The organism is Pseudomonas sp. P1_A1 (assembly GCF_056406935.1).
This window is the reverse complement of sequence record NZ_JBFTZE010000020.1, coordinates 128,627-144,750: the sequence shown is the minus strand read 5'-3', so window position 1 is coordinate 144,750 and position 16,124 is coordinate 128,627. Positions and strand designations below refer to the sequence as shown.

Annotated in this window: 16 protein-coding genes; 8 read left to right on the top strand and 8 right to left on the bottom strand. The window is 59.8% G+C overall.

Annotation, left to right across the window (positions count from 1 at the left end):
* Positions 1–41: 41 nt before the first annotated feature.
* Positions 42–1,583: a phosphoenolpyruvate carboxykinase gene (locus AC1D2Q_RS24780; protein ID WP_477814870.1), complete on the top strand. Its 1,542-nt coding sequence runs from the start codon at positions 42–44 to the stop codon at positions 1,581–1,583.
* A 147-nt stretch (positions 1,584–1,730) separates the two neighbouring features.
* Here AC1D2Q_RS24780 and AC1D2Q_RS24775 read toward each other — a convergent pair whose 3' ends face one another.
* The 3 genes from AC1D2Q_RS24775 to AC1D2Q_RS24765 all read right to left on the bottom strand — a co-directional run bounded on the left by AC1D2Q_RS24775 (position 1,731) and on the right by AC1D2Q_RS24765 (position 3,232).
* Positions 1,731–2,084, bottom strand: a complete 354-nt coding sequence (locus AC1D2Q_RS24775) for a DUF1493 family protein (RefSeq protein ID WP_477814869.1) — start codon at positions 2,082–2,084, stop codon at positions 1,731–1,733.
* 159 nt (positions 2,085–2,243) lie between these two features.
* A complete protein-coding gene (locus tag AC1D2Q_RS24770; RefSeq protein ID WP_477814868.1) occupies positions 2,244–2,537 on the bottom strand; it encodes a hypothetical protein in 294 nt (97 codons plus the stop codon).
* A 401-nt stretch (positions 2,538–2,938) separates the two neighbouring features.
* A complete protein-coding gene (locus AC1D2Q_RS24765; protein ID WP_477814867.1) occupies positions 2,939–3,232 on the bottom strand; it encodes a hypothetical protein in 294 nt (97 codons plus the stop codon).
* A gap of 305 nt (positions 3,233–3,537) precedes the next feature.
* On the opposite strand from AC1D2Q_RS24765, the gene AC1D2Q_RS24760 reads away from it, so the two are divergent.
* The 4 genes from AC1D2Q_RS24760 to AC1D2Q_RS24745 all read left to right on the top strand — a co-directional run bounded on the left by AC1D2Q_RS24760 (position 3,538) and on the right by AC1D2Q_RS24745 (position 8,275).
* Entirely contained in the window at positions 3,538–4,041 is a 504-nt protein-coding gene (locus AC1D2Q_RS24760) for a polysaccharide deacetylase (RefSeq protein WP_477814866.1), read from the top strand.
* Positions 4,042–4,461: 420 nt separating this feature from the next.
* Positions 4,462–6,390 carry a RecQ family ATP-dependent DNA helicase gene (locus tag AC1D2Q_RS24755; RefSeq protein WP_477814865.1) on the top strand — a complete coding sequence of 643 codons (1,929 nt, stop codon included), beginning with the start codon at positions 4,462–4,464 and terminating at the stop codon, positions 6,388–6,390.
* A 123-nt stretch (positions 6,391–6,513) separates the two neighbouring features.
* The gene (locus tag AC1D2Q_RS24750) at positions 6,514–7,740 is read left to right on the top strand and encodes a 3-hydroxyacyl-CoA dehydrogenase (protein ID WP_477814864.1); all 1,227 of its coding nucleotides are present in this window, start codon (positions 6,514–6,516) and stop codon (positions 7,738–7,740) included.
* A gap of 103 nt (positions 7,741–7,843) precedes the next feature.
* Positions 7,844–8,275 carry an acyl-CoA thioesterase gene (locus AC1D2Q_RS24745; protein WP_019581755.1) on the top strand — a complete coding sequence of 144 codons (432 nt, stop codon included), beginning with the start codon at positions 7,844–7,846 and terminating at the stop codon, positions 8,273–8,275.
* 68 nt (positions 8,276–8,343) lie between these two features.
* Here AC1D2Q_RS24745 and AC1D2Q_RS24740 read toward each other — a convergent pair whose 3' ends face one another.
* The 4 genes from AC1D2Q_RS24740 to AC1D2Q_RS24725 form a co-directional block, all read right to left on the bottom strand.
* Positions 8,344–8,835 carry a glycine zipper domain-containing protein gene (locus AC1D2Q_RS24740; RefSeq protein WP_019581756.1) on the bottom strand — a complete coding sequence of 164 codons (492 nt, stop codon included), beginning with the start codon at positions 8,833–8,835 and terminating at the stop codon, positions 8,344–8,346.
* Between the two features lie 249 nt (positions 8,836–9,084).
* Positions 9,085–11,433 (bottom strand): FdhF/YdeP family oxidoreductase, encoded by a 2,349-nt coding sequence (locus AC1D2Q_RS24735; protein WP_477814863.1) that lies wholly within the window; start codon positions 11,431–11,433, stop codon positions 9,085–9,087.
* Complete coding sequence (gene fdhD / locus AC1D2Q_RS24730) at positions 11,430–12,269, bottom strand: formate dehydrogenase accessory sulfurtransferase FdhD (protein WP_477814862.1); 840 nt, start codon at positions 12,267–12,269, stop codon at positions 11,430–11,432. Before fdhD ends, AC1D2Q_RS24735 begins: the two co-directional genes overlap by 4 nt.
* Before the next feature lie 94 nt (positions 12,270–12,363).
* Entirely contained in the window at positions 12,364–13,251 is an 888-nt protein-coding gene (locus tag AC1D2Q_RS24725; RefSeq protein ID WP_477814861.1) for a LysR family transcriptional regulator, read from the bottom strand.
* Positions 13,252–13,389: 138 nt separating this feature from the next.
* On the opposite strand from AC1D2Q_RS24725, the gene lysM reads away from it, so the two are divergent.
* Entirely contained in the window at positions 13,390–13,830 is a 441-nt protein-coding gene (gene lysM, locus AC1D2Q_RS24720) for a peptidoglycan-binding protein LysM (protein WP_477814860.1), read from the top strand.
* A gap of 118 nt (positions 13,831–13,948) precedes the next feature.
* Here lysM and yrfG read toward each other — a convergent pair whose 3' ends face one another.
* Positions 13,949–14,611 carry a GMP/IMP nucleotidase gene (gene yrfG, locus AC1D2Q_RS24715; protein ID WP_477814859.1) on the bottom strand — a complete coding sequence of 221 codons (663 nt, stop codon included), beginning with the start codon at positions 14,609–14,611 and terminating at the stop codon, positions 13,949–13,951.
* A 90-nt stretch (positions 14,612–14,701) separates the two neighbouring features.
* On the opposite strand from yrfG, the gene nudE reads away from it, so the two are divergent.
* Both nudE and cysQ read left to right on the top strand, forming a co-directional pair.
* Positions 14,702–15,268, top strand: a complete 567-nt coding sequence (gene nudE / locus AC1D2Q_RS24710) for an ADP compounds hydrolase NudE (RefSeq protein ID WP_111453961.1) — start codon at positions 14,702–14,704, stop codon at positions 15,266–15,268.
* Between the two features lie 11 nt (positions 15,269–15,279).
* Positions 15,280–16,092 carry a 3'(2'),5'-bisphosphate nucleotidase CysQ gene (cysQ, locus tag AC1D2Q_RS24705; RefSeq protein WP_477814858.1) on the top strand — a complete coding sequence of 271 codons (813 nt, stop codon included), beginning with the start codon at positions 15,280–15,282 and terminating at the stop codon, positions 16,090–16,092.
* Positions 16,093–16,124 lie beyond the last annotated feature (32 nt).

Sequence of the window (16,124 nt, the reverse complement as noted above, 5' to 3'; positions counted from 1 at the left end):
AAACGTTTGGAGCACTCGGCCACTGGCCGACGGGGAACCTCATGACGCAAGCCAATAACGCCGTGTACACCGATCTGAGTGTTGATGATCTGGTTAAACAAGCCCTGAGTCGCGGTGAAGGCGAGCTTGCCGATACCGGCGCGCTGGTTGTTCGCACCGGTCACCGTACCGGCCGTTCGCCAGTCGATCGTTTCATCGTTGAAGAGCCGACCACCCAGGACGCCATTGCCTGGGGCCCGATCAACCGCAAGTTCCCGGCCGACAAGTTCGATGCCCTGTGGGCTCGCGTCGAGGCGTTCAACAACGCGCAAGAGCATTTCGTTTCCCACGTGCACGTAGGTTCGGCTGAAGAGCACTACCTGGCCGTGAAAATGACTACCCAGACTGCCTGGCAGAACCTGTTCGGTCGTTGCCTGTTCATCAACCCGGCCCAGTACAACCCGGCCGGTCGTGAAGAGTGGCAAGTTCTGAACGTCGCCAACTTCGAGTGCGTGCCAGAGCGCGACGGCACCAACTCCGACGGCTGCGTGATCATCAACTTCGCCCAGAAGAAAGTGCTGCTTGCCGGCATGCGCTACGCCGGTGAGATGAAGAAAGCCATGTTCTCGGTGCAGAACTTCCTGCTGCCGGCCGCCGACGTGTTGCCAATGCACTGCGCCGCCAACATCGGCGAAGCGGGCGACGTGACCCTGTTCTTCGGTCTGTCCGGCACCGGCAAGACCACCTTGTCCGCCGACGAAAGCCGTTACCTGATCGGTGACGACGAACACGGCTGGGGCGAGGGCGTGGTGTTCAACATCGAAGGCGGTTGCTATGCCAAGTGCATCGACCTGTCCGAGAAGAACGAGCCGGTCATCTGGAAAGCCATCAAGCACGGCGCGGTCCTGGAAAACGTTGTTATCGACGACGCCAAGCACGCCGACTACACCGATGTCAGCCTGACCCAGAACAGCCGCGCCGCCTACCCGCTGGAGCACGTAGCCAAACGTTCCGAGAAGAACCTGGGCGGCGAGCCAAACGCAGTGATCTTCCTGACCTGTGACCTGACCGGCGTGCTGCCGCCAGTGTCGATCCTCAATGAAGAACAAGCGGCCTACCACTTCCTGTCCGGCTACACCGCTCTGGTGGGCTCGACCGAAATGGGTTCCGGCAGCGGCATCAAGTCGACCTTCTCCACCTGCTTCGGCGCACCGTTCTTCCCGCGTCCGGCTGGCGAATACRCAGAACTGCTGATCAAACGCATCCGCGGCTTCGGCTCCAAGGTCTACCTGGTCAACACCGGCTGGACCGGCGGCGGCTACGGCGTCGGCAAACGCTTCAACATCCCGACCACCCGCGGCGTGATCGCAGCGATCCAGAGCGGCGCGTTGATCGGTGCCGAGACTGAGCACCTGGACACCATCAACCTTGACGTGCCATTGGCTGTACCGGGCGTTGAGACTGGCCTGTTGAACCCACGTAACACCTGGGCTGACAAGGCTGCTTACGATGAGGCTGCTAAAGCACTGGCCGGGTTGTTTGTTGAGAACTTCAAGAAGTTCGACGTGAGCGACGCGATCAAGGCTGCTGGGCCGAAGTTGTAAGAGTTGGTTTGATGTAATGAGAAAGCCGCCCTTTGGGGCGGCTTTTTTATGGGCGCTGATTCAGTTCCCTTGAGGCATAACTGGCAATATTCCCGCAGTAAACCCGCTAAACAGCCAGAATAATTCCACTTCTATTGTCCTGATCCACTAGACCTCTTCCACTTCCTGCGTGTCCCAGCGTTGCTTCTTGATTGCTTTGTAGAGCATGGCAATCGTCAGCGGGACTTTGTCGCCTCGACCCTTTGCCCGACGCTTGAGAAACACATCAAACCCTTCCGGTTGAAAATAGCGATACGCGTCATAGTCGACGAAATCGATGGCGAACTGTTCCTCCAGCGCTTCCATCAGCTGCCGCGCATCGGCGCCATCGCAACCCAGGTCGAAGTTGATCGAGGTGTTGAGGCTGATGGCTTTGCGTTCGGGCAGGCCGAGTTCTTCGTGCAGCAGCTGCATGAGCAGGTGCATGGCGTGGTCGTCGGGGAAGTTGGGGGCGAGGATCATTACGGGGCATCCGGTTGGGCTTTGGAGGATCTTATTGGGCGTCGGATTCGTGGGGAAGGGCGCAAGCCCGATGGCAGCGGTTAAAACGTAAAGGATGTCTCCGGTTTCTACCCAGGCAAGCCAGCTCCCGCGGGGGGCGGCTTGCCTGTTAGCGCGTGGTCAGGCTGACGCTTTCCAGCCCATCATGCGTTGTTGGGCGACTTTCAGTAGGTCGCAGCCATCTTGGGTCAACAAGAAGAGCGCGTGAGTGATGTGGGGGATGTCTTCGACATCACCGTGTTTGAAGCAAACGCAGTGCAGCGTTTTGAGGAGGTCGCTGGAGGCTCGGATGCGCTGGAGGGCGGCTTCGAGGATGTCCTGGGGATTGGCCTCTGTGTCAATGATCAGGGGCGGGGAGTCGGTGAGGTTGGTTTGGAGTGGGCGGTAGCGATCGGGTGTGAACGGATTATTCATAATGTGTAATCTCGAATGCATCAGAAAGAACCGCTGCCATCGGGACCAAGCGATGGGAGGCGGACTGTATTCGGGTTGGTCAACCGGTGAGATCACACGCTTACCCGGCACGCCCGAAGACGTCCCAAACACAGCCGCCATAAAGCGTGCTGACACAAAGCGCCAGCAGCATACAACGGGTGCGTACGTAGATCTAATTCGGGTGACCAAGCCCGAGTCGCTGATTCGGCAGCGACAGTTCGACTATAGGTGTGAGCCGCCGGGTGGCGATAGGCGACAAGGTGTCTGTGCTTGTAGGACCGGGATGAAGCTTCGATAGGCCCTTGCCTACGGACTTATCTCTTTTGCTATTTGTCTCGTTTGATTGCCGTCAGGCGTTTGGCTCCCACCGAGATTTTCATTCAAACCGCTGTGGTTTTCGGCAGGCGTTGCCGGGCGATTTCGAGTAGTTCATTGCCGTCCTGGGTCAGCAGGTACAACGCGTTGACGATATTGGGGATGTCTTTCGCGTCGGCCTGTTTGAAACACAGGCAATAGAGCGTTTCGAGCAGGTCGCTGGCGGCACGGATGCGTTGCAGAGCGGCGTCGAGGATCTCGTGAGGATTGGCATCGGTGTCGATGACCAACACCGGGGTGTCGCTGTAGCTGGTCTTGAGTGGGTGATAGCGGTTGGTCAACGGGTTGAACGTGTTCATGGTTGAGGCGTGTCCTGTACGAAGTCGCTCCGGCGGGCCGACACAGTGTTTTCAGCCGCGTCGAAAACTATAGAGGGCCGCAGCGAGGCGTCGCAAGGTGGTGCAAGTGGACAGGTTTTGTAGGGGGTTTACCGGTGTTATCGCCCTTTGCCTACGCAGCCCTCGACAATTTTTTAAGCTTTTCCCCTGAAGGTCGATATTCCTACGGGATTGTCAGGCATAACGCATCCAGCCTCTGGAGGGTGCGCGCCAGAATGTGTAGGACGTTTCGAAGCGTCTGAGTCGACTCTTAAAGGGAATTAGGTATGCAGTGGCTACGTGTGGCCTCGATTTTATTGTTGTGGGCCGGTGTTTCTCGGATAGCGGGTGCTGCTGACGTCGGTCATTCGCTGATCCTGGCCAACATGGAGCGAACCGGTTGGCCGGATGCGCTGACCACCCAAGCGGACATCGACACCGCCTCTCGCGCCGAGGTGTTAATGGTGGGCAAGGCATTGCTGGCCAGCGAAGCGCTGGATGAGCAGGGGCTGAAACAGCGACTGGGCGTGCGGGCTGTGAAGCTCAAGTCGGTCAGGCAAGTGCGTGACGGGTTGTGGGATCGGTTGCTGATCACCTATCGCAGTGCCAGTCAGAACTGCGAGGACCAACTCTTCTGTCCTCGTGTGCGCAGGGTCTCCGATTTGCGTCAGCTGGCGGCGGCGTTTACGGGGGAAATAAGCCCGGCTTATGCGGCGTGGGCGAGCAAGAGCCGGGTGTTTCATGAACAGGCGCTGGATGAGCAGTTGCGGGTGGCGGTATTGGTGCCGTAGCCACCCGACGTCAGTCGATCGATGACTAAGTCTGTGAGGAGTTGTCCAGAGTTGTGGGCGCAGCATAGAGGGGGTCGTCAGGGAGCTTCATGCACCCGTTCAGCAGCAGGGATACAAGGACAAGGGCGATTGGGAAAAACAGAGTGTCAGGCATGATTGTTCCTTCGTAAGGATCCGCGTGCAGGCGTCCTGCCTTGATGAAAACTTCGCGGATAATGGTTTTTCTCGAGCTGAACCTTACCGGCTGACAGGGGACTGATGTCAGGGGGCAAAGTGCCTCGTTTGTTTCAATCTGTGGCGAAGGCATCGATGGGCCGACGCTGTATCATCCCGTATCGTTTTTGCCCCCGACCTTTTCTCGACTTGCTGCGTTCGCCGGCTAGGCTTTGGGCTTCGCAGCGGTCAACGGAGTGACAGCTTATGCACAACACCCTGGAACAGGTTTTCGGTTATCCACAGTTTCGGCCCGGCCAGGAGGCGGCGGTCAGCGCGGTGTTGGCCGGGCGCTCGGCGGCGGCGATTTTCCCTACCGGCTCGGGCAAATCCCTGTGCTATCAGTTACCGGCCATCCTGCTGCCGCACCTGACACTGGTGGTCTCGCCTTTGCTGGCGTTGATGCAGGATCAGTTGGCGTTCTTGCAACGCCACGGCATCGCGGCGGGCAGCATCGATTCGGCCCAGAGCCGCGACGACGCCAGCGATGTGATGGCCCGGGCCAAGTCCGGCGAATTGAAGATTCTGATGATTTCCGTGGAGCGCCTGAAGAACGAGCGCTTCCGCCATTTTTTGCAGCAGGTGCCGATCTCGCTGCTGGTGGTGGACGAGGCCCACTGCATCTCGGAATGGGGCCACAACTTCCGCCCCGACTACCTCAAGCTCCCGGACTATCAGCGCCAGTTCAACATCCCCCAGGCGTTGCTGCTGACGGCCACCGCGACACCCAAGGTGATCGCCGACATGGAGGCCCGGTTCGCCATTGCGCCTGAGGATGTGGTGACCACCGGTTTCTACCGGCCCAATCTCAATCTGTTGGTGGAACCGGTGCGTGGCCAGGACAAGCGCCGCCGCCTGGTCGAGTGGATGAGCCAGCGTCCCGGCCAGCCCAGCATTGTCTACGTCACTCTGCAGAAAACCGCTGAGCACATCGCCGAACACCTGGGGCGCAACGGTATACAGGCCGAGGCCTATCACGCCGGTTTACCCCACGAGCAACGGGAAGCGATTCAGCGCCGGTTCATGGGCGGGCAGTCCAATTGCATCGTCGCCACCATTGCCTTCGGCATGGGCATCGACAAAAGCGATATCCGCAACGTGGTGCATTTCGACCTGCCCAAATCCATCGAAAACTACAGCCAGGAAATCGGCCGCGCCGGGCGTGACGGGCAGCCGTCCGATTGCCTGGTGCTGGCCAACCGCGACAGCCTCAACGTGCTGGAGAATTTCGTCTACGGCGACACACCGGAGCGGGACGGTATTCGTTGTGTGCTTGACGAGTTGCAAGCCGCAGCGCCCGAGGGGCAGTGGGAGTTTCTGCTGGGGCCTTTGGCCGATCAGAGCAACATCCGCCAGTTACCGCTCAAGACCTTGCTGGTACAGCTGGAGTTGCGTGGGCTGATCGCTCCGCGCTATGCCTATTACGCCGAATACCGCTTCAAGTATTTGCAGGAGCCGGAAGCGTTGCTGGCCCGTTTCGAGGGTGAGCGCAGGGACTTCGTCTCGGCGATCATCCAGACCTCCAGCCGTGCACGGACCTGGGCCACGGTGAATTTCGACGCACTGTATCAGCAGCATTCCGCCGAGCGCAGTCGAGTGGTCAAGGCGCTGGATTACTTCCAGGAAAAGGGCTGGGTGGAGCTTGAAAGCAAGCAGATGACGGAGGTCTATAGCCTGCTGCAAGCCGACTTCGATTCCCAGGCCTTGAGCGCCGAATTGCACACCTACTTCAGCCAGCACGAACGCACCGAGATTTCGCGGATTCACGCCATGCTGGATCTGTTCGCCACCGACCACTGCCTGGGCTATCGCCTGGCCGAGTACTTCGGCGACGAAAACGCGCCACGGCGATGCGGGCATTGTTCGGTGTGTCACGGCCACGTAGCGCGGTTACCCGAACCACCGGTATTGCCGGCGCTTGTGGATAAAAATTTCGAGGCGCTGTGCGGTGATTTTATCCACAGGCACCAGCAGCACACGGGAAGTGCTCCATCGGCGGAGCGCGTGACGCGGTTTTTGTGCGGGATCAGCGTGCCGTTGTTTACCAAGCTCAAGGCGCGGTCGATTCCGGGGTTTGCGGCGTTGGAGGAGTATCCGTATGCCGAGGTCCGGACGTGGGCTGAGGCGAACCTCTAACCTGCGGGATCGGGACGCATCCATCCGCTGAATGTCACCCATCACGGGAATAAACTTCAAAAACACCCATAGGCTGACTATGGTGAGGGCTGTCTTTGGATCGCCAATAAGAGAACAACAACCATGAGCCAGACATCGTTCGATATTCAGCGCGCCGCCGTGATTGGCGCGGGCACCATGGGCCGGGGCATTGTCATGTGCCTGGCCAACGCCGGGGTGCCGGTGCAGTGGGTCGATAACAATCCGCAGATGCTTGAGCAGGCGCTGACCAGCGTGGCTGACACTTACGCCCACAACGTGCGTCAGGGGCGGCTCGATCAGGCCGAGGCGGATGCGCGCATTGCACGGGTAACGGCGGTTGCCGATTACGCGGCGATCCGCGATGTTGATCTGGTTATCGAGGCGGTCTACGAAAACCTCGAACTGAAGCAGAAAATCTTTCGCGAGCTCGACGGCCTGCTCAAGCCTGAAGCGATACTGGCCAGCAATACCTCGGCGCTGGATATCGACGCCATCGCCGCCGCCACTCGCCGCCCGCAACAGGTCCTGGGCCTGCACTTCTTCAGTCCGGCGCACATCATGAAGTTGCTGGAGATCGTACGCGGTGCCCAGACAGAGCCGGCGGTGCTTGATGCAGCCCTGGCACTGGGCCAGCGCATGGGCAAGGTCAGCGTGATCTCGGGTAACTGTCACGGTTTCATCGGCAACCGCATGCTGCATCCGTACGTACTCGAAGCGCGCAAGATGCTGCTGGAGGGTGCGTTGCCTTATCAAGTGGATGCGGCGCTGCAAGGTTTTGGTTTCGCCATGGGGCCGTTCCGCATGTACGACGTGGTCGGCATTGACCTGGAGTGGCGCGCGCGGGAGCTGGCTGGCAAAGGCCAGGATGCGCCGGAAGTTCAGGTGGACAATCGTTTGTGCGAGCTCGGGCGTTTCGGCCAGAAGAGTGGCGACGGGTATTACCATTACGAACCGGGCAGTCGTCAGGCTGAGCACGATGTGGAAGTCGATGCGCTGGTACTGGAAGTCAGCGAAGGGCTGGGGTTTCAGCGGCGTGAGATAGGGCCAGAGGAGATTCTTGAGCGCAGCTTGCTGGCACTGGTCAATGAAGGGGCGAAGATCCTTCAGGAGGGCATTGCGGCGTCGGCGCACGACATCGATCTGGTGTATCTCAACGGTTATGGTTTCCCGGCGGACAAGGGCGGGCCGATGGCCTGGGCGGATCAGCAAGGGTTGGCGGATATTCATCTGCGGTTGTTGCAGCTTGAGACCAAACAGGGGGATCACTGGGCCCCGGCACGGTTGATTGGGGAGTTGGCGGCGCAGGGCAGAGGGTTTGCCGAGATGTGATTTTATGTGGCATCTGTGAGGGGGCCTTCGCGAGCAAGCCCGCGAATGAGCAAGACGCGATTTTCGCCTTAGACTGACGATCCAACTCCAGGAACAAACGCTGATGTCTAACCCGATGCCCCAACGCACCGACTACCCCCATTTCCAGCCCATCACCACCCGCTGGCATGACAATGACGCCTACGGTCATGTCAACAACGTCACCTACTACAGTTTTTTCGATACGGCGGTGAACACCTACCTGATCGAAGTCGGCGGTCTGGATATCCATGACGGTGAGGTGGTGGGTTTTGTGGTGAGTTCGGCCTGCGATTACTTCGCGTCTATCGCCTTCCCGGATCGGATCGAGATTGGCCTGCGGGTCGGCAAGTTGGGCAATAGTTCGGTGCAGTACGAGCTGGCGGTGTTCAAGGCTGGAGAAGATGAGGCCTGCGCGGCAGGGCGCTTCGTGCATGTATTCGTCGATCGGCTGTCGAACCAGCCGGTGGCGATTCCTGCCGGATTGCGTGGGGCATTGGAGCGACTGGCGATCTGAGGGCAAAAAAAATCGCAGCCCGAGGGCTGCGATTTTTGGATCTACCGGCAAACGAGGCGATTCAAGCCTCAGTCGCGATAGCGATGGTGATGCTTGCGATGGCCGTAGGCATGGCCACGACCCGGATGGCCGTCACGGTAGTAGCGACGATCATCATCGTCATAACCACGACGATAGGAACGACGATCATCGTCGTCATTGCTACTGTTGCCCATGTGATTACCCAGCGCGCCACCGAGGCCGCCGCCTGCTGCGGAGCCGATCAGGCTACCGGTGGTGCCGCCCATGCTGCGGCCGACCACGTTACCGCCAGCTGCGCCCAACGCACCGCCAATGGCGGCTTCGCCACGGCTGTGTCTGTCTGCGCCAACTGCGCTACCACCCGCGCCGCCCAGGGCCGCGCCAATGGTTGAACCTGTACTGCCGCCTAGCGATTGACCGACGACCGAGCCCAGAACCCCGCCCAATGCGCCGCCCACACCTGCTTCGGTGGTGCCGCCAGCAGACGCGAAGCCACTGACCAGGCCAAGGGACAACAAGAGAATCGAGGAGAACTTCATAGAGGAACCTCAAGGGGATGACGGCGCGATCCTGAGGCTGTGTCATGGTTGTGACAATAGAAATCCGACGAATAACACGACTTGAGCACATTTCTATAAGTTACTGTTTTTTGGGCGGAACTTAAGTATTTTTCACCGGTCTTTAGCTACTTATCAAAGGCCGTTTTCATAGGAAGACGGCCTTTTTTGTGGGCGATTGGAAAGTACGAATCGGAAGAATTTGTTGAGTGGGCTACCGCCATCGCTGCGTCAAGCTGACTTGGCCATGATCAACCCGGTTTCACTCGCCGCTTCCAGCCGGATCGCCACAAACTTCGATGTCGGCGTATGGCTGCCATCCCCGGTGCTTTCCAGCGGCACCAGCGGGTTCACTTCCGGATAGTACGCAGCCGCTTGCCCGGCAGGAATATCAAACGCCAGCAGGGTAAAACCCTTGACCCGCCGTTCACGGCCATCATCCCAGATCGAAACGATGTCAGCCTTCTGCCCCGGTTTGAAGCCCAGGCGAATGATGTCGGCTTCATTGACGAACAACACATCCCGCTGACCTTTAACCCCGCGATAACGATCATCAAGACCATAAATGGTGGTGTTGTACTGATCGTGGGAGCGCATCGACTGCATGATCAGGTCCGGCAGCACGCCGGTGGCGCGGGTACGTTCGTGCACCAGGTGTTTGGGCAGGATGTTCGCACGGAAGTTGGCCCGACCCGATGGAGTATTCCAGCGACGTGCGCCGGCACTGCTGCCCAGGTAGAAACCGCCGGGGTTCTGGACTTTCTCGTTGAAGTCCCGGAAGCCCGGGATGGTGTCGGCGATCAGGTCGCGGATACGGCTGTAATCAGCCACCAGCCAGTTCCAGTCCACCGGTTTGCTGCCCAGGGTCGCGGCGGCGATGCCGGCAATGATTGCAGGCTCCGAGCGCATCAGGTTCGACAACGGCTGCAACTGACCGTTGGAGGCGTGGACCATGCTGAAGGAGTCTTCCACGGTCACCGCTTGGGGGCCTTCGGTCTGGATATCGATATCGGTGCGGCCCAGGCACGGCAGAATCAGCGCGTCTTTACCGTGGACCAAATGGCTGCGGTTGAGCTTGGTGCTGATCTGCACGGTCAGGTCGCAGTTGCTCAGGGCCTCGAAGGTCCGTGAGCTGTCCGGGGTGGCTTGGGCGAAGTTGCCGCCCAGGCCGATGAAGACTTTCGAACGGCCTTCGGCCATGGCGTGAATCGCCTCGACCACGTTGTGGCCGTTTTCGCGCGGCACCTTGAATTGGAAGCGCCGCTCCAGGGAGTCGAGGAACGCCACCGGCGGACGTTCGTTGATGCCCATCGTCCGGTCGCCCTGCACGTTACTGTGGCCGCGCACCGGGCACAGACCGGCACCCGGCCGCCCGATGTTGCCGCGCAGCAGCATCAGGTTGGCGATTTCCTGGATGGTCGCCACTGAATGGCGATGCTGGGTGATGCCCATCGCCCAACACATGATCACGTTCTTGCCTTTGGCGTACATGCGCGCCGCTTGCTCGATTTCCACCAGGGTCAGGCCGGATTGCTCGACGATCTGCTCCCACGGGGTGTCGTCGACGATGCCGAGGTATTCCAGAACGTTGGCGCTGTGTTCATTGAGGAAGTCGTGGTCGAACACCGCAGGCTCACCCGCCTTCTGCGCATCGCGCTCCCATTGCAGCAGGAACTTGGCCATGCCGCGCATGATCGCCATGTCGCCGCCCAATGCCGGGCGGAAGTACGCCGTGTTGGTCGGCTTGTCGCCGTTGGTGAGCATTTCGATCGGGTGTTGCGGGTGCTGGAAGCGTTCCAGGCCACGCTCTTTCAGCGGGTTGATGCACACTACCTGCGCACCGCGTTTCACCGCTTCGCGCAGTGGCTCGAGCATCCGCGGATGGTTGGTGCCAGGGTTTTGGCCCCAGACAAAAATCGCATCGGCGTGTTCGAAGTCGTCGAAGGTCACCGTGCCTTTGCCAACGCCGACGCTCTGGGCCAATGCCACACCGCTGGCTTCGTGGCACATGTTCGAGCAGTCGGGGAAATTGTTGGTGCCATAGGCGCGCACGAACAATTGATAGAGGAACGCTGCTTCGTTGCTGGCGCGGCCCGAGGTGTAGAACTCGGCCTGATTCGGACTCGACAGCCCTTGCAGGTGTTTGCCGATCAGAGCGAAGGCGGCTTCCCAGCTGATCGGTTTGTAGCGATCGGTCTCGGCGTCGTAGCTCAGCGGTTCGGTCAGACGGCCCTGGTACTCGAGCCAATAATCACTTTGCTCCAGCAACGAGCTAACGCTGTGCTTGGCGAAAAACGCGCCGTCGACACGCCGTTTGGTCGCTTCCCAGTTCACTGCTTTGGCGCCGTTCTCGCAGAACATCACCATGCCGCCTTCCTGGGAATCGCCCCAGGCGCAACCGGGGCAGTCGAACCCGCCGTTTTTGTTGGTCTTGAGCATCATGCGCAGATTTTTCAACGCGTTGTCGCTGGTCAACCAGGCCCGGGCAACGCTGGCCAGCGCGCCCCAGCCACCGGCCGCGCCCTTATAGGGCTTGTAACGTGGAACGGGTTTCTGGTCGGCTTGTTGGTGTTGGCTCACGCTTGTTTCTCCGTCGCAGGGCTGTAGACCCGCGGCGCACTTTTCTGCGGCAGGTGGATGAGATTGAGGTTGTGTCGACGGGCCCATTGCACAGCCAGGCTCGTGGGCGACGACAGGCTGACCAGGGTCTGGATGCCGGCGCGTAAAACTTTCTGGATCAATTCGAGGCTGCAACGGCTGGTGACAATCGCCAGGCCATCGGTGGTCGGGATTTTTTGGCGGATCAACCCGCCAATCAGCTTGTCGAGGGCGTTGTGTCGGCCGATGTCTTCACGGCCCAGCAGCAATTCGCCTTTGCCATTCATGAACACCGCCGCATGCACCGCGCCGCAATGCTGGCCCAAAGGCTGGAATTCACCGATGCGATGGCGCAGGCCGTCCAGCCATTCGGCCGGGGGCAGCGGGGCGCCGGGCAGCACCTTGAGATCGGGCAGCGCTTGCTCCACCGCTTCAACGCCACAGAGCCCGCAACCGCTGGTGCCGGCCAGTTGGCGGCGCTGCTGCTTGAGGTTCCAGAAGGCGCGGTTGGCGATGGTCACCTGTGCGTATTGCGCCGACCCCGAGCCGCTGAGTTGCAGGTCATAGATGTCTGAAGCGTCTTCGATGATGCCGCTGCCGAGGCTGAAGCCGACGATGAAGTCTTCAAGGTCTGTCGGCGTCACCAGCATGACGGCCTGGCTGATGCCGTTGTAGGCGATCGCCAACGCGACTTCCTCAGCCAGCGCGGTGCTGGATGATTCGGAGTCTTCAAGGTTGCAGTAACTGTATGTCTGGCTTGCGGCGGGCGCGGGCGTTTCGAGAGCGGGCGCCGCGCAGCCGGGGCGCTTGGCGTTCATTAGGCATCACCGACGGTTTGGTCAGCTTTAAGCCTAGGCGCGTCAACATGTCGCGTCTAATCGCTATTACTGATCTACCGATAGATGGCGTCGATCAATCGTCTGTCAGTGATTTCTGATAGATCGCAAAACAGGCTTCTGCCAAGGCCGAACGCGGAGCGCTGCGACGCATGATCAGCCCCAGCCGGGCGAGGGTCTGGGCGCTTTCGATGGGTTGCAGGCGCAAGTGATCGGTGAGGTTTTCGAGGCCGCTGTTCAGCGGCATCACCGCGCAGCACAGGCCACCGTGTACCGCTTGTAACAATTGGTGGACTGCATCGGTTTGCAGCAACGGCTGTGGAGTCAGGCCACGGCTGTGGAAATTATGGTCGATGGACTGGCGAAAATGCATGCCGCTGGTGAGCATGCCCATGGGCAGTTCGATCAGCGACTCCCAGCTCAGCGGCGCCTCGCCGAAACTGAAGAAGCGTTGATCGTAGAGCAGGCCCATGCGGGTTTCGCTGAAGGCCAGGGAGTCGAAGCGCTCGCCGTCCAGATGCTCCAGGTACGATACGCCGAGGTCGAGACGGTTATTCGCCAGTTGTTCAAGGATCTGTTCGGAGCTCAGGGCCGAGAGTTCGAAGCGCAGGTTCGGGTGGTCGGCGTGCAGGCGTTGCATCAGCGGCACCGGGTCGAAACTCGACAGCGGCACCACCCCCAGACGCAACGTACCCACGAGGTTGCCGCGACAGGCCGCCGCTTCGGCCTGCAAACCGTCATAGGCCGCCAGCACTGTACGCGCCCATGCCAGTACGCGTTCGCCCGGCGCGGTGAAACCTTCGAAGCGCTGGCCGCGATTGACCAGCGGCAGTTCGAGTTCTTCCTCGAGGCTGCGCAGGCGCATGGACAAGGTCGGCTGGGTGATGTGACAGCGCGCGGCGGCCTGGCCGAAGTGTCGGGTTTCGTCGAGAGCGATGAGGAATTTCAGCTGCTTGATGTCCATCTTCGCTCCAGGGCGCTGGCAAGGTTTGCGATTCTACCGCCTGCGCGGGGTTGGGGTCATTGGTCGGCTGGGAGCCGGTCTTCAAATGGCTGGTCTAGTCTTGGGCATCTGGAACCTGAATCCCAAGGAGAGTGCACCATGAGTATTTTTAGCTTTGTGAAAGAAGCAGGTGAAAAACTTATCGATCTGCTGACCCCCGGCAATGCCAACGCCAGCGAGCAGTTGAAGGAACACATCAGCAAGGTCGGCCTGGGTAATCCAAATGTTCAGGCGACCATCGAGGGCGACAAAGTCATCGTCACCGGTGACGTGGCGAGCCAGGAAGAGAAGGAAAAGATTCTGCTGGCCGTGGGCAATATTGCCGGTGTCGGTAGTGTCGATGACCAGATCACGGTGACCGGACCGGTAGCAAAGGCTGCCCGTTTCGTTACGGTGAAAAAAGGCGACACCCTAAGCGCGATTTCCAAGGCGGAATATGGCGACGCGAACAAGTACAACAAAATCTTCGAGGCCAACAAGCCAATGCTTTCGCACCCGGACAAGATCTATCCGGGGCAGGTGTTGCGGATTCCTGAATAAGGCTTGAGATCGCTTTCGCGGGCAAGCCTCGCTCCTACAGGTCGGTGTCGTGCGCCTATTTCGCGAACGACATATATCCGTAGGAGCGAGGCTTGCCCGCTAATGCAGGCGACTCGGTCTAGAGCCCTGCGATGAGCTCGCGATAATTCCCCACCGCTGCAAACTCTGCCGTGTCCTTCGGCCCTTTGCGGCTGTCCGGCTCGCTCACGGCCAGCAGGTGCGCCACCCCGAAATTGCGTGCGCTGCGCAGGATCGGCAGGGTGTCGTCGATGAACAGACAGCGTGCCGGGTCGAAGCCGATATCGGCCTGCAAGGCATCCCAGAACTGCGGGTCTTCTTTGGCGAAACCGTAATCGTGAGAGCTGATCAAACGCTCGAAATAAGGCGCCAGTTCAATTCTTTCCAGTTTCAATGACAACGAGTCGCGGTGGGCGTTGGTGATCAGTACCACGCGCTTGCCGGCCTGTTTTATCGCTGCCAGAAAAGTGTCTGCATCCGGACGCAGGGCGATCAGGTGCGCGGTTTCCAGTTTCAGTTCGCGCACCGACAACTTCAGTTCGGCGCTCCAGAAGTCCAGGCAATACCACTGCAACTGACCGGCATGGCGCTCGAACAGTGGCTGCAATTCCAGCTCCGCCATGGCCAGGCTCACCCCGTGCAACTCGGCATAACGTTTTGGCAGGTGTTCCAGCCAGAAATGGTTGTCGTAGTGCAGGTCCAGCAGCGTGCCGTCCATATCCAGCAGAACGGTATCGATGTCGCGCCAGGGCAGCAGGGACATAAAAAACTTCTCCAGCGGTAAAAAAGATATCCGAGGTAAACAATCAGGATAGGCCGGGTATAGTAACGCGTTCACGCCAAGGAGCCGTCTATGCGCCAGAAACCCACCATACTCGCCCGCGAGATCGTCGCTACCAGCCGATTATTCTGTGTCGAAGAGCTGAAATTGCGCTTTTCCAATGGCGTGGAACGTACTTACGAGCGATTGGTCGGCAAAGGCGCTGGTTATGGTGCGGTGATGATCGTGGCGATGCTCGACGCGGACCACGCAGTATTGGTGGAGGAATACTGCGGTGGCACCGATGCCTACGAATTGTCCCTGCCCAAAGGCTTGATCGAGCCGGGCGAAGACGTGCTGGCGGCGGCCGAGCGGGAGCTCAAGGAAGAGGCCGGGTATGGCGCGCGGCAACTGGAGCACTTGACCGAGTTGTCGTTGTCGCCCGGCTACATGAGCCAGAAGATCCAGGTGGTGCTGGCCACCGATTTGTACGAAGAACGCCTGGAGGGTGACGAGCCCGAGCCGATGGGGATGGACAAGATCAACTTGCGGGAATTGTCGGCGTTGGCGCAGAACCCGCGATTCACCGAGGGCCGTGCCTTGGCGGCGCTGTATCTGGCCCGGGACTTGTTGATCCAGCGCGGTATTTTTCAATTATGAGTGAGACGTTCATGAGTTTTCCCCATCCGTTGATGGCGCCGGTGGTCGCGCTGGCATTGAAGGCTGGCGAGGCGATCCTGCCGTTCTGGCGCGTCAACGTTGCCGTGACTGCAAAGTCCGATGATTCTCCAGTTACCGCTGCCGACATGGCTGCTCATCATGTGATCCTGGCCGGGCTGACGGCGCTCGATCCGACTATTCCGGTACTGTCCGAAGAGGACGCCGGTATCCCCCAGAGTGTGCGCGCTGGCTGGCAACGCTGGTGGCTGGTCGATCCGTTGGACGGGACCAAGGAGTTCATCTCCGGCAGCGAAGAGTTCACCGTGAACATTGCGCTGATCGAGCAAGGGCGTGTGGTGTTCGGCGTGGTATCGATGCCGACCAGCGGGCGTTTTTATGTTGGCGGTGCCGGGTTGGGAGCCTGGCGTGGCGATAAAGGCGCCGAGCCGTTGCCAATTCAGGTTCGCGAGGTGCCGGCTGCGGGGGAAGCCTTCACGGTGGTCGCCAGTCGTCGGCATTCAAGCCCTGAGCAGGAGCGCTTACTGGCGGGGTTGACTGACAGTCTGGGCGAGCTGCAACTGGCGAATATCGGCAGCTCACTGAAGTTTTGCCTGCTGGCGGAAGGGACGGCGGATTGTTATCCGCGATTGGCGCCGACTTCGCAGTGGGACACGGCCGCGGCTCAAGGTGTGCTGGAAGGCGCCGGCGGTGAGGTGCTGGATTTGAGCGGCGCGCCGTTCTGTTATCCGGCGCGGGAATCGTTGCTGAATGATCGCAGCCTCGTTTCACTCGACTGCTCCTACAGGGGGCGCGCTTCTCTGTAGGAGCTGTCGAGTGAAACGAGGCTGCGATCTTT

Excerpts from the sequence above, each read along its gene's own strand:
- AC1D2Q_RS24775 (WP_477814869.1), bottom strand. The coding sequence starts at position 2,084 with ATGATCCTCGCCCCCAACTTCCCCGACGACCACGCCATGCACCTGCTC.
- AC1D2Q_RS24770 (WP_477814868.1), bottom strand. The coding sequence starts at position 2,537 with ATGAATAATCCGTTCACACCCGATCGCTACCGCCCACTCCAAACCAAC.
- AC1D2Q_RS24765 (WP_477814867.1), bottom strand. The coding sequence starts at position 3,232 with ATGAACACGTTCAACCCGTTGACCAACCGCTATCACCCACTCAAGACC.
- AC1D2Q_RS24760 (WP_477814866.1), top strand. The coding sequence starts at position 3,538 with ATGCAGTGGCTACGTGTGGCCTCGATTTTATTGTTGTGGGCCGGTGTT.
- AC1D2Q_RS24755 (WP_477814865.1), top strand. The coding sequence starts at position 4,462 with ATGCACAACACCCTGGAACAGGTTTTCGGTTATCCACAGTTTCGGCCC.
- AC1D2Q_RS24750 (WP_477814864.1), top strand. The coding sequence starts at position 6,514 with ATGAGCCAGACATCGTTCGATATTCAGCGCGCCGCCGTGATTGGCGCG.
- AC1D2Q_RS24745 (WP_019581755.1), top strand. The coding sequence starts at position 7,844 with ATGTCTAACCCGATGCCCCAACGCACCGACTACCCCCATTTCCAGCCC.
- AC1D2Q_RS24740 (WP_019581756.1), bottom strand. The coding sequence starts at position 8,835 with ATGAAGTTCTCCTCGATTCTCTTGTTGTCCCTTGGCCTGGTCAGTGGC.
- fdhD (WP_477814862.1), bottom strand. The coding sequence starts at position 12,269 with ATGAACGCCAAGCGCCCCGGCTGCGCGGCGCCCGCTCTCGAAACGCCC.
- AC1D2Q_RS24725 (WP_477814861.1), bottom strand. The coding sequence starts at position 13,251 with ATGGACATCAAGCAGCTGAAATTCCTCATCGCTCTCGACGAAACCCGA.
- lysM (WP_477814860.1), top strand. The coding sequence starts at position 13,390 with ATGAGTATTTTTAGCTTTGTGAAAGAAGCAGGTGAAAAACTTATCGAT.
- yrfG (WP_477814859.1), bottom strand. The coding sequence starts at position 14,611 with ATGTCCCTGCTGCCCTGGCGCGACATCGATACCGTTCTGCTGGATATG.
- nudE (WP_111453961.1), top strand. The coding sequence starts at position 14,702 with ATGCGCCAGAAACCCACCATACTCGCCCGCGAGATCGTCGCTACCAGC.
- cysQ (WP_477814858.1), top strand. The coding sequence starts at position 15,280 with ATGAGTTTTCCCCATCCGTTGATGGCGCCGGTGGTCGCGCTGGCATTG.